The 14,245-nt window shown below is 45.4% G+C and carries 11 protein-coding genes; 5 read left to right on the forward strand and 6 right to left on the reverse strand.

Annotation, left to right across the window (positions count from 1 at the left end; genetic code table 11):
- Nucleotides 1–10: 10 nt before the first annotated feature.
- The 5 genes from ONE56_RS16890 to ONE56_RS16910 are packed head-to-tail and all read right to left on the reverse strand — an operon-like array spanning nucleotide 11 to nucleotide 5,680.
- On the reverse strand, nucleotides 11–1,075 hold the full coding sequence (locus ONE56_RS16890; protein ID WP_331438956.1) for an efflux RND transporter periplasmic adaptor subunit: 1,065 nt from the start codon (nucleotides 1,073–1,075) through the stop codon (nucleotides 11–13).
- Nucleotides 1,072–4,389 carry an efflux RND transporter permease subunit gene (locus ONE56_RS16895; RefSeq protein ID WP_423840523.1) on the reverse strand — a complete coding sequence of 1,106 codons (3,318 nt, stop codon included), beginning with the start codon at nucleotides 4,387–4,389 and terminating at the stop codon, nucleotides 1,072–1,074. Before ONE56_RS16895 ends, ONE56_RS16890 begins: the two co-directional genes overlap by 4 nt.
- 30 nt (nucleotides 4,390–4,419) lie before the next feature.
- Nucleotides 4,420–4,878: a DUF6691 family protein gene (locus ONE56_RS16900; RefSeq protein WP_423840524.1), complete on the reverse strand. Its 459-nt coding sequence runs from the start codon at nucleotides 4,876–4,878 to the stop codon at nucleotides 4,420–4,422.
- 22 nt (nucleotides 4,879–4,900) lie between these two features.
- Complete coding sequence (locus ONE56_RS16905) at nucleotides 4,901–5,320, reverse strand: YeeE/YedE family protein (protein ID WP_423840525.1); 420 nt, start codon at nucleotides 5,318–5,320, stop codon at nucleotides 4,901–4,903.
- 51 nt (nucleotides 5,321–5,371) lie between these two features.
- Nucleotides 5,372–5,680, reverse strand: a complete 309-nt coding sequence (locus ONE56_RS16910; protein ID WP_041154482.1) for an ArsR/SmtB family transcription factor — start codon at nucleotides 5,678–5,680, stop codon at nucleotides 5,372–5,374.
- A 172-nt stretch (nucleotides 5,681–5,852) separates the two neighbouring features.
- On the opposite strand from ONE56_RS16910, the gene ONE56_RS16915 reads away from it, so the two are divergent.
- A complete protein-coding gene (locus ONE56_RS16915; protein ID WP_041154481.1) occupies nucleotides 5,853–6,038 on the forward strand; it encodes a YgaP family membrane protein in 186 nt (61 codons plus the stop codon).
- Between the two features lie 91 nt (nucleotides 6,039–6,129).
- On the forward strand, nucleotides 6,130–7,833 hold the full coding sequence (locus ONE56_RS16920) for an FAD-dependent oxidoreductase (protein WP_423840526.1): 1,704 nt from the start codon (nucleotides 6,130–6,132) through the stop codon (nucleotides 7,831–7,833).
- 61 nt (nucleotides 7,834–7,894) lie between these two features.
- Here the strand turns inward: ONE56_RS16920 and ONE56_RS16925 are convergent, their stop codons facing one another.
- Entirely contained in the window at nucleotides 7,895–10,222 is a 2,328-nt protein-coding gene (locus ONE56_RS16925; protein WP_423840527.1) for an FdhF/YdeP family oxidoreductase, read from the reverse strand.
- A 560-nt stretch (nucleotides 10,223–10,782) separates the two neighbouring features.
- On the opposite strand from ONE56_RS16925, the gene ONE56_RS16930 reads away from it, so the two are divergent.
- The 3 genes from ONE56_RS16930 (at nucleotide 10,783) to ONE56_RS16940 (ending at nucleotide 14,005) form a co-directional block, all read left to right on the forward strand.
- Complete coding sequence (locus tag ONE56_RS16930; protein ID WP_331438960.1) at nucleotides 10,783–11,682, forward strand: LysR family transcriptional regulator; 900 nt, start codon at nucleotides 10,783–10,785, stop codon at nucleotides 11,680–11,682.
- A gap of 32 nt (nucleotides 11,683–11,714) precedes the next feature.
- A complete protein-coding gene (gene fdhD / locus ONE56_RS16935; protein ID WP_423840528.1) occupies nucleotides 11,715–12,542 on the forward strand; it encodes a formate dehydrogenase accessory sulfurtransferase FdhD in 828 nt (275 codons plus the stop codon).
- Between the two features lie 200 nt (nucleotides 12,543–12,742).
- Entirely contained in the window at nucleotides 12,743–14,005 is a 1,263-nt protein-coding gene (locus ONE56_RS16940) for a hydroxymethylglutaryl-CoA reductase (protein WP_041154476.1), read from the forward strand.
- Nucleotides 14,006–14,245: the final 240 nt, after the last annotated feature.

Consider the following 14,245-nt stretch of genomic DNA (forward strand, 5'->3'; position numbering starts at 1 on the left):
GGCTGCACGTTCAAAGCGATAATACATCTCTTGGATCTAACAGAACCACGTCGCCCTGTTTTAAGCCGGTTCTGACTCTCCCATCATCCCCGAGCTGAATTAACCGCGTTTCCACGTTTCCGCTTTCTTGAACAACCTTGACGTAATCCAACTGCCCGACTTTGTACACCGCGTTTGCTGGAATTCTTAATACCACATCTTCAGTCAGTGCCAATGCCACTTTCGCGAATGAGCCCGGATACACTTTACCCGGTGAATCAAACTGCAACTTGACCTTGTAACTGCGAGAGTTTGCGTCAGCTGAAGGCGTAACTTCCTTGATTTTGGCTACAGCACTTAAGTCATACGACGGCAAAGTCACTTGGACGGTTTTATCGTAACTGACATAAGGCATCACAGACTCAGCAAAGTTAACTTCTATTTCAAGTGACTCGGGGTTATACATGGAAAAGAGCAACGCGCCTGGTGTTGCGGTATCGCCTTTATTTATCGGCTTTTGAGTAACCAGCCCGTCAAAGGGCGCAGTGATGATACTATAGCCAAACGTTGTCTCAGCCTCAGAAACGGCCGCCTGTGCCCGGTTAAAGTTTGCTTGGGCCGTTTTGAGTGAGCTTTCTGCTTGGTCAAATTGAGACTGAGGAATCAGTTTTCGATTTAACAACGTTCGAACGCGGGTGAACTCTTTTCTTGCTGCATTGAGTTGGGCTTGAGCAGAAGACAGCGCTTCTTCACTCTGACGAACACGTGCATCAAGGTCATCACTTTCTAATCGCGCCAATACATCGCCTTTCTTTACCTTGTCACCAACGTTGACCAACACTTCCATGACCGATGCCGTGAGCCGAGCCGCAATGTTTGCATGCTGTTCAGCAACCACCACTCCAGGAAATTCGCGTACAACCGGCTCACTTGTCAGTATCAATTCATGAGTTTTTACGACGCTATCATCCAGTGAATTGATGTTAGCCGAGCGCTCAGTCGGCAGTTTTTCCGTAAAAAAGCCAGCCATGTAAAGGAAAAGAAGTACAAGTACGACAAATAAAATGACGCCTAACCATTTACTATCTAATTTCATTGTTCTTCCTCCACTTGAGGCAATCCATGTCCTTGAGTATTTTGATAAGCCAAGTTGTAAACCACTGGAACGACAAGCAGAGTAAACACCGTTGATGCGGTAATGCCAAAGATGATAGCCCACGCTAAACCGTTAAAAATCGGGTCGAGCGTGATAATGACGTTACCCAGTAACGTTGTTCCTGCTGTTAGTAAAATTGGCCTCATACGCACCACACCCGATTCAATCAGCGCGTCATGTAAACTGCTACCCGCTTGCAAAGATTGTTGAACAAACTCAATAAGAACCAGAGAGTTACGCACGACGATTCCGGCCAGCGCTATCATGCCAATCATCGCTGTTGCCGTGAACAAAGCAGGATTCGGATAGCTCCCAATATCACTGCTCAATACGTTCAATAGCCAGAACCCTGGCATAATCCCGATCACGGTAAGTGGAATGGCTAACATAATAATGCCGGATACCGCAGGTAAACCCGTTTGAAGCAACATAACAACAAATACCCCGAGCAAAGCAGCACCATAAGCAATACCAAGGTCACGAAATACATCGACCGTGATCTTCCACTCGCCCTCACCGCTCCAGACGACGTTGACACTCTCCGGCACACTCCAAGAGACACCCGCACCATTGTTCAAGTATGAACGCTCTTGCCAGTGAAGTTGTGTATCTTCATTCTCGCTCGTTGTCGTCCTATTTTGATCTGCGAGGATGTCGGCTACAATCTCCCCAGGTACTCGACCAACGACTTCAGCATAAACATAAACGACCGGTTGAAGGTTTTTGTGGAATATTGGTTTATCTGCTGGTCGCTTTACAAAATGTCCAATCTCAGACAGTTGAACCATCGGCTGCGGAGCATCCACAACGGCTCCACCAACCTCGACTTTTGCAATGCCTACTCGTCCACGTACATAGAGCTGTTTGAGTTGGTTGAGATCATCCCGGTTTTCTCGTCGAAGTTGAACTTCAATTGGTAGCGGCTCCACTTCTCTTGGATCCGCAAGATGGCCTAGTACTTTCGCACTCCCAGCAGTGATTAGCGTATTGTTGATGTCTGCAACGGAGACACCAGACAGAGCCGCTTTTTCTTGATCAACGACAAACTGCCATGTTTCCAGTGGACCTTGAATACTGGTGTCGACTTCCGAAACCAACTGCTCTTGTCGTAATCGATTTGCAACAGTTTCAGCATGATACATTAACTCATCATAGGAGGTGGTTTCATCACCGTATACTTCCGCGGTTATAGTAGCAATAACAGGAGGGCCCGGCGGCACCTCTACAAGCTGAATATCCGCATGATAGTGCTGCGCTATTTTTTCCAAATCACCCCGTAATCGAGTCACGATTTCGTGGGATTGCATCGAACGTTGATGTTTCTCAGCAAGGACTATGCGTAGTTCCCCTTGATAAGGTTCATTTCTCATAAAATAGTGGCGCACCATGCCATTAAAATCCATTGGTGATGCCGTACCAGCAAAACCGGAAACACTCGTAACTTCAGGGACAGTCATTAGATAATCAGCAAAGTTGGATAGTGCATTAGACGTCTCCACAAAACTTGATGATTCTGGCATATTCAATACGAGTTGGAACTCGTTCTTGTTGTCGTACGGTAAGAGTTTAAGTGGCACCAATCGCAAAACAGGTAACAACGCGGCGAGCACAAACAACAACGCGACCAAGCCTAAGAATAGCTTCGATTTTCGACGGTTTTCCAATAGAGGGGTCAGGATTCTGCGGTATAGTCGATACATGGTCGAAGATTGAAGATCATAATGATCATTGTCTGCAGCACTTTTCAGAATTTTTTTTGCTAGCCACGGTGTGATCATAAAAGCAACGACTGTACTAAAAACCACACTGATCGGAACGTTAAATGCTAATGGTGCCATATATGGCCCCATCATACCGGTAATGAAAAACATCGGTGTAAAGACAATCACGATCGCGACAGTCGACATCAGTAACGCACTGCGTATCTCCGCCATTGCCAATACAATAGCCTTAGTTCTGCCTAATTCTTTTCGCTTTAAATATCGCTCGATGTTATCGATACTCGCAATAGGATCATCAACGATCAGACCCAATGCTAAAATAAGGGCAAATAGTGTCACGCGATTAATCGAATAACCGAACAGTAAGTCCATCCCCAGCGCGGCACCATAGCTGATTGGAATAGCAATTCCGACGACTAATGCACTTCTCCAGTTCAAGAACAACCCAACAAATACGACAACGGTTAAAATAGAGACCCCAAGGCTAGAAACTAAACTCGTCACTTTGGCATTAGCGGTTTCGCCATAGTCACGAATAATGGCTACCTGAACTTGAGGTGGAAACTGCGCTGACTGAAGTTGTGCGAGTTTCGCTCTTACGGCTTGTGCGACGTTGACAGCGTTTGACCCTTTCTGTTTGGCAACAGAGATAAAAACCGCTGGAAACGCTTGTCCACTCGTTTTGTCTCGATACCAAGTGTCCGACGTTGCTTCCGATGCGCCGTCATAAATATGAGCGACATCTTTTAAGTAAACAGGTTTACCATTCAACACCGCAATGACAAGGTCCCCGACCTCTTGTGCTGTTTTTAGTAACTGACCAGACTCTAACGTATAGTTTTGCCCCGAAACTCGTACATTTCCCCCTTGAGTTTTGTTATGACTGAGCTGGATTGCCTGCTCTAAGTCATCGATGGTCACTTTAAAGTTAGCCATCGCGACCGAGTCGAGTTCAATTTGAATTTTTCTTGGCTCACCACCAATAACGCCAACTTTGTTTGTCGCGTCAAGTGACTTGATGCCTAACGTAGCTTGATCCGCAATGCGGCGAAGCTGGTGGCGATCAAGCAAATCGGGGTTGTTTGTATAGATGGCAGCGACAACGATAGGAACATCGTCAATCTCAACCGGCTTAACAAGCCAACTGGTGACGGAAGGTGGGACTTTGTCTTGGTTGGAATACAGTTTATTGTAGAGTTTGACTAACGCATCTTCACGGTTTTCACCCACAAAAAATCGGACGATAACCTGCGCTGCGCCCTCCAGCGAAGAAGAGTACACGTACTCAACACCATCAATTTGGCTAACGAGTTTTTCGAGCGGCTCTGTAATTTGATTTTCGACTTGTGACGCACTAAGCCCAGGCGCAGTGATTAAAACGTCCGCCATCGGTACAACGATTTGCGGGTCTTCCTCTTTGGGTGTTAGCCACAATGCGGCTGCCCCGACTAGAATAGCGAGAATGATCATGATAGGAGGGAAAAAACTGTTCATTACAGACTGAACAATGCTGCGTTTTTGTATGTCGGGCATCCTTCCCCTCCTAATCTTACTCACATGAGTCTAAACTTTAGCCGTTCTCATCTTACTTGCATCTTGATTGCTCAAAACAATTTTCATGAGCAAAGAACCCGCTAACATAGAAAGAAAAAACAGTACGATAGAAACATTACCCAACGCCAAACTTGCTAACGCTGGTCCCGGGCAAATACCTGCGAGTCCCCATCCTAATCCAAAAATCGCAGCGCCAGACAACAACCGAACGTCAATATTCGACTTAGACGGAATACAATACTCCCCACCGCTAACCGATTGTTTTCTTGGCTTGATAACAAAAAAATAGCTTGGCATAAACACCGCAAGTGCGCCGCCCATCACAAAAGCCAAGCTTGGATCCCATTGACCAGTAATATCTAAAAAGCCAATGACTTTGGCGGGATCAATCATACCTGAAACCGCCATACCCATACCGAATAGCACACCGCTCAGTAACGCGGACATACGAAAAACTGTTTTGTTCATGTTCTCTCTCTTATGATAGTTCTTATACCAAGTGAAGTCGGACAAACACGGTGAAACCTGCAACCATCATAAATACACAGGTTGCAACGATTGAACGTTTCGACAAGCGTCCAATACCACAAATACCGTGTCCGCTGGTACATCCGTTACCTAACCGTGTCCCCATCCCCACCAGTAAACCGGCAGCTAACACTAACCCCATCGAAAGGTTCGCAGTGCTAGGTACTACAACACCGAGCATTAAAACGCTGATTAAACCACCAAAGAGCATTCCAACAACAAACAAAAGTCGCCATGAGTAGTCTCCTTTTCTAGGTGACATCATGCCATTCAAAATTCCACTAATTCCGGCAATTTTTCCGTTAACAAATAACAACACCGTGGCGGAGATTCCTAATAAGGCTCCCCCGAACAACGATCCCCAAGGAACAACGTCTACCATTCTTTACCTCGTTCTTATTAACTTAATTCTTACTAACTTAAACACGTTTTTTTATTGACAAAACACGCCATGAAGCGCTTTTATCAATGACTCAACTCTTGGTTCTGATAAAGAGTAGAAAACCTGTTGCGATGCCTTCCGAGCACGGATCAAGTGATGCTTTCTCAACACAGTTAAATGTTGAGAGAACGCAGATTGACTTAAAAAAGAGTGCTTCTGTAATTCTCCAACGCCTACCTCACCTTGCGTGAGTTGGCACAAGACCATTAACCGTTCAGGATGCGCCATAATTTTAAGCAGGTCCGCAGCTTCATTCGCATTCCCTTTCATTTCTGCTACATCTTTTGCTGAATAGCTCATCGGTCACCTCTGTGAAAAAAACAACTACATTAGATATTACTAAAACACATTTATTAGTCAACACTAATTTAGTTTCATTAACTTTAGACAATTTAATATTAGACAAACCTAAATTAGTTAATTATAGTAATCTCATCGATAGAGTTGTTCTGAATTCAAAAGGAGAAGAACGATGACATTAGAAAACGCAGTTAGAGTGTTTGCTGGCACTATGATATTGATTTCTGTTTTACTCACTGTCTTCGTCCACAGCAATTTCATTTGGTTTACTGTCTTCATAGGCGCTAATCTTATTCAGAGTGCCTATACAGGAATCTGTCCCGCCGCTTATATATTAAAAAAACTTGGTTTTAGCTAGTCGATGACAAAACGTCGACTTGCACAATCTTTAAAAATGACATGCAGGCGGTACTCTACTATTGCCTGCAAAACAAATCTTGGAGTGAATAATGACTAAAATCCTAATCGTCGGTGGTGTAGCAGGTGGTGCATCTGCAGCTGCACGTGCTCGTCGTCTTAGTGAAGATGCGGAAATCATCATGTTTGAGCGCGGCCCTTTCGTCTCATTTGCCAACTGCGGCTTGCCATATCATATTGGTGGCGACATCACCGAGCGCAGTAAGTTGTTATTACAAACACCAGAAAGTTTTTTAGCGCGTTTCAACGTAGACGTACGCGTGATGAACGAAGTGGTATCGATAAACCGACAAGACAAAACAGTGACAGTAAAGAATCTTCTTGATGGCTCTGAATACGAAGAAACATACGACTTCCTGTTACTTAGCCCAGGTGCAGGCCCGATCGTTCCACCGATCCCTGGACTAGATAATCCGTTGACTCACTCACTGCGTAATATCCCTGACATGGATCGAATTATTGAAACGATCCAGATGAACAAGCCAGAGCACGCCACCGTTGTCGGCGGTGGTTTTATTGGCTTAGAAATGATGGAAGCTTTCCATCAGCTAGGCATCAAGACTTCGCTCATTGAAATGGCTGACCAAGTCATGACGCCTGTTGACCGCGAAATGGCCGGTTTTGCTCACGCCGAAATCCGTGATAAAGGCATTGACCTGAAATTGGGCGTTGCTCTTGAGTCTGTCCAATTTGTTCCAAATGAACATGTGGCCAGCGTAGACGCAGGTGAGAGTGAAAAACATCAACACTTAGAAGGTGAATTGGCGCTTACGCTTAACAATGGTGAAAAACTAACCACCGATATCCTGATTATGGCTATTGGTGTTCGCCCAGAAACCAAATTAGCAAAAGAAGCGGGATTAGAAATTGGTTCTCTTGGTGGTATTTATACCAATGAATACATGCAAACCAGCGATCCTTCCATTTACGCTGTGGGTGATGCCGTTGAAGAAAAAGATTTTGTGACTGGCGAGCCAACATTAGTCCCACTAGCGGGCCCTGCCAACCGTCAAGGTCGTATGGCTGCCGATAACATGCTTGGTCGCAGAGAAACTTACCAAGGTACACAAGGTACGGCGATTTGTAAGATATTCGACCTTGCTGTGGCTTCAACAGGCAAAAATGAGAAACAGCTAAAACGCGCGGGCATGGACTACGAAAAAGTCTACGTCCACACCGCAAGCCATGCAAGCTACTATCCTGGCGCTGAAGTCGTGTCATTCAAGATGTTGTTCGATCCAAAGACTGGCAAAATCTTAGGCGCACAAGCGGTTGGTAAAGACGGTATTGATAAGCGAATCGACGTAATGGCTGTCGCACAACGTGCTGGCATGACGGTCGAACAACTACAACATCTGGAATTGACTTACGCGCCTCCTTACGGCAGTGCAAAAGACGTAATAAACCAAGCGGCATTTGTCGCCAACAACATCATCAAAGGTGATGCTACAGCAATTCACTATGATGAAATGGATTCCTTAACCGAAGACCAAGTGCTACTCGATGTACGTAACCCAGGTGAGCTTGAAAATGTTGGCTTTATAAAGGATGCGATCAACATCCCTGTCGATCAATTGCGTCATCGTATGGACGAGCTGCCAAAAGACAAAGAGATCATTATCTATTGCCAAGTTGGGTTACGCGGTAACGTTGCCTATCGTCAGCTTGTAAACAATGGCTTTAAAGCACGTAACCTCATTGGTGGTTATCGTACTTACAAGTTTGCCAAAGCGTGAATTTACTAGCGGACTAGCTCTTAGAAACCAAAAACGGCTGATAGCAGCCGTTTTTTAATGATTATGCGTTCGATTCAACTAACGCTATCTTGTCCGATGTCGACTTTTCCAACTTAATCGCGATGAACTTAGAAGTTGGCGTAAAGGTCCGGTCTCCATAACTGTCCAACGGTACCAGTGGATTGGTTTCTGGATAATAAGCGGCAGCTTGCCCTGAAGGAACGTCATACGCCACCAGAGTAAAACCGCTCACTCTGCGCTCTACACCGTCTTCCCACAAAGAAACCATATCCACTTTATCGCCTGGCTCGAAGCCGAGTTTTCGGATGTCTGCCTCATTGATAAACAGCACTTCACGCATACCAAATACGCCTCGATAACGGTCATTTAGACCATATAACGTGGTATTGTACTGATCGTGTGAACGCATTGTCTGCAGGATTAAATCTGGTTTGTCACCTTTGGCTAATAAAGCCTCACTGATGAGCTGCTTAGGCAGTTCACTTGAACTAAACTGTGCCTTACCGCTTGAGGTATTCCATCTTCTTTCCGCAGCAGGGTTAATGAGATGGAAACCACCCGGATTTTTTAACTTTTGGTTAAAGTCAGTGAAACCAGGAATGGTATCGGCTATCAAGTCACGTATGCGATCGTAATCCTCAATGGCCCAATTCCAGTCGATAGGATGAGCGCCAAGTGTCGCGTTTGCCATACCCGCGATAATGGCTGGCTCTGAACGTAAATGTTCAGAGCGAGGTTCTAGTTGACCATAAGAAATATGCACCATACTGAAGGTATCTTCTACTGTGACACCCTGAGGACCATTTGTTTGAACGTCTACCTCAGTGCGCCCCAAGCATGGCAAAATCAGCGCATCTTTGCCGGTGACTAAATGCGATCGGTTTAGTTTCGTTGAAATGTGCACGGTCAGTTGGCAATTGCGCATCGCCTCGTGTGTGCGTTCTGTGTCCGGCGTCGCTTGGGCAAAGTTACCGCCTAAACCGATAAACACTTTCGATTGCCCTTCTTCCATCGCTTTAATCGCTTGGACAGTGTTGTGCCCAACACCACGAGGCACTTCAAATTGGAACCGACGCTCAATGCTGTCTAATAACATATCAGTTGGCTTTTCATCGATCCCCATCGTTCGGTCGCCTTGGACATTGCTATGCCCACGTACTGGCGAAAGCCCAGCACCTGGCTTACCTACGTTACCTCGTAACATCTGCACATTGGCCACTTCTTTGATTGTTGGCACCGAATGACGATGCTGGGTCAAGCCCATCGCCCAACACATGATCACTCGTTCAGCACGCAGGTACATGCGAGCAACCGTTTCTATTTCGCTCAATGGTAACCCTGACTGCTCTTCAATGTGTTCCCATGATGTGTTATCTAACTCTGAGAGGTAATCATCAACTCCGATTGTGTGCTGCTGAATAAACTCGCGATCGAACACCGCTTTACCGCCTGTCTTTAATGCTTCACGCTCCCACTGTAATAGGTACTTGGCGATACCACGAAATACCGCCATGTCCCCGCCAAGCGCAGGGCGTAAATACGCGGTATTGGTTGGCTCAGAACCATTACTGAGCATTTCAATTGGCATCTGCGGATTTTGAAAACGCTCCAATCCGCGCTCTTTTAAAGGATTAAAGCATATGACCTGCGCCCCACGTTTAACCGCTTCGCGCAAAGGTTCAAGCATACGCGGGTGATTCGTCCCCGGGTTTTGACCGATGACAAAAATCGCATCGGCTTCTTCAAAGTCATCAAAAATTACCGTTCCTTTCCCGACACCAATCGTATCTTTCATGCCAATTGCACTGGCCTCATGACACATGTTTGAACAATCTGGAAAATTATTCGTACCAAATGCACGAACGAACAATTGATAGAGAAAAGCCGCTTCATTACTCGCTCTGCCCGATGTGTAAAATTCGGCTTGATGAGGAGAATCAAGTTGGTTGAGGTGTTTTGCAACCAGTTCAAAAGCCTCGTCCCACGAGACAGGAACATAATGATCCGACGTGGAGTCATATTTCATTGGGTGGGTGATTCGGCCTTGGTATTCTAGCCAGTAGTCTGTTTGATTAGATAATGAAGAAACGCTATGGCGAGAGAAAAATTCAGGGTCGACTAATCGATTTGTTGCTTCCCAGTTGACCGCTTTCGCACCGTTCTCACAAAAGTTCACTTTCCCCGGCTTCGGAGACTCACCCCACGCACACCCCGGGCAATCGAAACCACCGTTTTGGTTGGTCTTCATCATGGTGCGAATATTCTTAACCGCGTTCTCACTTCCCCACCAGCTTCTGGTGACAGATTTGAGCGCTCCCCAGCCTCCCGCAGGTCCGTTGTATTTTTTTATTTGTTCTTTTTGGCTCACGTCTTTACTCCTCGATACTCAGTCTAGTCAACAGATCGAGTTAATCTAAATAAGTAAAGACTCTACGACGTGCCGAGTATTTACTTGTCGAGATTAAAATCTTCCCTGCTCACTATTTACAGATTAAGCGCCCGTCACAATAGTCACCGCTGCATCTTGATCTAAATCAAGGTTAAGTCGTTATTTTGCCCTCGTCTAATTGATATGCCTTACCGAGCAATAAACAAAATCTATCACCAACTTTAATTCTGACATTGATCACAATTTTGATAGTAGATTCCTATCATTGATATCCGTTTTATCTACTCGAAAGCGTCAAAATCGATGACGACCTGTTACCAGGCCAAAGCATTACGCTAATAGACAATATCTATCACACTATAGATAGTTTGAATTTGACCCTAATGAAAATCAGGAATAGCCTTGATTTGGATCAATTTAATGCGAGTTTTAATATTTGACTCTCGCGGGCAATTAACCGCGGACCGTTAACGAGGCAACGATGAGTTGTTCATTAACAGCCCAGTGACTTTTGTAATCAAGGTGGAAGACACACCAGCATGGATATCAAGCAGCTTAAATACCTCATCGCTCTCGAACAAACCAAACACTTTGGTCAAGCTGCGGCACTATGCAACATTACCCAGCCGACACTTTCCATGCGTATTCGAGGTTTAGAAGAAGAGTTAGACCTAGAGTTAATCCACAGAAGTCAGCGCTTTGAAGGATTTACTGAAGCGGGTGAACGAATTTTAGCGTGGGCAAAAACGGTATTGGCCGCACATGATGGTTTACAAGCTGAAGCCGCAAATTGCAGAGGTCAACTTGTGGGTTCTCTGCGACTCGGTATCGTGCCGCTCGCCAGTCAAAACCCGATGGAACTGCTTAAACCACTCGCTCAAGCTTTCCCCGAACTTAGATTTCAAGTTTTGTCGATGACGACAGAACAGATCATCGACCAGCTCAATCGAAATCAGCTCGATTTAGGAATGTGTTACGTCGACCAAGTGAGTACCGCATATTTTGATGTCATAGAGCTGAATCCAACCAAACTTGGGGTGCTTTTTGATGAACGCCACTTTGACTTTGCGGAATCAAAAGTCACATGGTCATCACTCGATGACATACCGCTTGGTTTACTTTCTAAAGGCATGCATTACCGACATTCCATCGATGTCAGTTTTATTAGCAAAGGACTGGTACCTCAAACCATCATAGAAAGCAATTCCACCTTTCACTTGGTTCAAGCAGTAACCAGCGGGCTATGCTGCGCCGTTATGCCTCTAAACTCTGGGCTTGAAGAAATGAATACAACGTTGCGCATTGTCCCTATCGAAGATGCATCAGTTAATGCCCCACTAGGCTTGCTAAAACGTAAGCAAGCACCCTTCTCAGCGTTGACGGATCAATGTTTCGCTGAAGCCAAAAGCATATTCAGTCCAAATGCCACGCTGGCCTAGTCTGGTACAAATAAGGGATAACAGGTGATTTCATGAGATGTACAACTCAATCTTATTTTGAATCAACAGATTTTAACCAAGCCCCACCCCAGCCTAAAACATTTACGTTCCGAGAACTTGATGGGGAGCGAATGCAAAAGCAAACGTCCCTAGCGAGTGAGTCAGCGATTGCCATTAGCTACAACGGTATTAGCCAAGCCGTTATGATGGTGACACCAGGGCATCTTGATGATTTTGTTCGGGGATTTAGCTTAAGTACTGGCATTGTGAATCATTTTAAAGAAATCAAAAACATCGAGATCGGGGGTGACCTCGATGCCTATTACGCTGAGGTTGAAATCACCAACCGAGCGTTTTGGGCATTAAAAACGCAAAGAAGAAACCTAACAGGAACCACCGGTTGCGGAATATGCGGCGTTGAAGCTCTGGAGCAAGCATTGCCAGAACTCACAGCTCTAACGCCAACGATACCTCCACGAGCAGAAGCGTTTGTTGGGTTAAGAGAAAAAGTCTCGCAACAGCAAGAGGCCGCTCGTGAGTCCGGAGCTCTTCATGCGGCACTGTTTTCCGACTTAGAAGGAAACATCGTCGCATGCAGAGAAGATATTGGACGGCACAATGCACTAGACAAACTCATTGGCGCATTAGCCAACAGTCAGATTAACCCGCAGCATGGTTTTGCTATCGTTACCAGCCGTTGTAGCCTTGAACTTATTCACAAAACCGTTCGCGCCTCTATCCCTACTCTTGTTTGCTTATCTGCCCCAACCGCGCTCACTGTTGAATGGGCAATCAAACATCACCTTAATCTGATTCATCTACCCAAAAACGGGATACCTAGGCTGTATAGCCCCGCTTAGTTATGAATTGTTCCATTTAGCTAACACTTATAAAAGAAATGCCCAACTCGGAAAAAGAGCAAAAGTGGTTAAGAAAATAGGCGCGAGCCAGACAATCCAGCTACATAAGCGAGACTATTTGTTGCAAAACGTATAATGGTCATTGTAATCAAAGCCACAATCACTACAATCTCTGATTCGATTTTTCAGTGACTGTTTTTATGCCGAAATTAAACCTAGATAATACCGCTCAAAACTCTACCTTATCCGATAGTGAGGCCAGCAATAAGTTACAATCGGCATTAGAACCCAAATTTCACCAACCAGATTCGCGCCTTTGCTTGAGCCCTGGGCTGAGTGATAAGCACCTAGCCAAACGATGGGAAGTGTTGGAGAAAGTCACAGATAAAGATCTGTTGCTTGATCCTTTTACTCAGTCTCATTGCCAATCCTATACCAACAATATTGAGCACTTTATTGGTACCGTAAATGTCCCGGTTGGCATTGCTGGGCCTCTTCGTGTCAACGGATTGCACGCCAACAACGATTACTTCGTTCCACTCGCAACCACAGAAGCCGCTTTGGTCGCGTCATACAATCGAGGCGCAAACCTGATTACTGCCGCAGGTGGTGCCAGTGCTTTGTTGTTGAGTGAAGGAGTCAGCCGTACTCCCGTGTTTGCTTTTAATAATTTGGCGGAAGCAGGACAGTTTGTCAGTTGGGTTGTCACTCAGTTTGAGTCTTTTCGCCATATTGCTGAATCCACGACATCACATGGCAAGCTCAAAGACATCAATGTCAATATTGAAGGCAACCATGTTTATCTCGTATTTGAATATGTCACAGGCGATGCTTCTGGCCAAAACATGGTGACTATCGCGACACATAAAGTGTTTCACCATATCTTAGCGATAAGTCCAATAAAACCAACAGAAGCATTTTTGGATGGCAACCTGTCTGGAGATAAGAAAGCCAACGCTCATGCACTGCGCTCGGTACGTGGCAAGAAGGTGTCTGCAGAGGTCACGATCCCCAAGCAGTTAGTTGAAAAATACCTCCATACGACACCTGAATCCATGATGCAGTTTACCAACATGTCAACGGTTGGCGGCCTACTCAGTGGCACCATCGGTGTGAATGCACATTATGCTAACGCACTTGCAGCGCTGTACATTGCCTGTGGTCAGGATGCAGCATGTGTGGCGGAATCAGCCGTCGGTGTGACTCGTATTGAGGTCAATAACGATGGCGATCTTTACGCATCGGTCACCTTACCAAATATCATGGTTGGTACTGTGGGTGGCGGTACTGGATTACCCACTCAAAAAGCCTGTTTAGATATCCTTGGTCTGCATGGGAACGGTAATGCAAAAGCACTTTCAGAAGTCGCTGCTTCGCTATGTTTAGCTGGCGAGCTTTCTATTATTGGGGCATTTTGTGCTGATCACTTCTCTCGTGCTCACCATAAATTGGCGAGAAAGTAGCGTCATTTAAACAGATACCATACCAGTCTATTTATTCTGAGGAGAGTTGTTCCAAGGTCAGCACAAGGACAACTCACCTCTCTCATCCTCATGCAAATTACCCAAAATAGTACCAATTTTGTGAACTACGTTTTCTGTGGCACGTACCTAACCTTTATACTCGCCATACAATTAACATTTTTGAAGCTCATACTTCTATACTCACAGTGACCTCAAGAAGCAGGATTCAAAGCTGCAGCA

The sequence above is a fragment of the Vibrio mytili genome (assembly GCF_049563345.1).
GTDB lineage: Bacteria > Pseudomonadota > Gammaproteobacteria > Enterobacterales > Vibrionaceae > Vibrio > Vibrio mytili.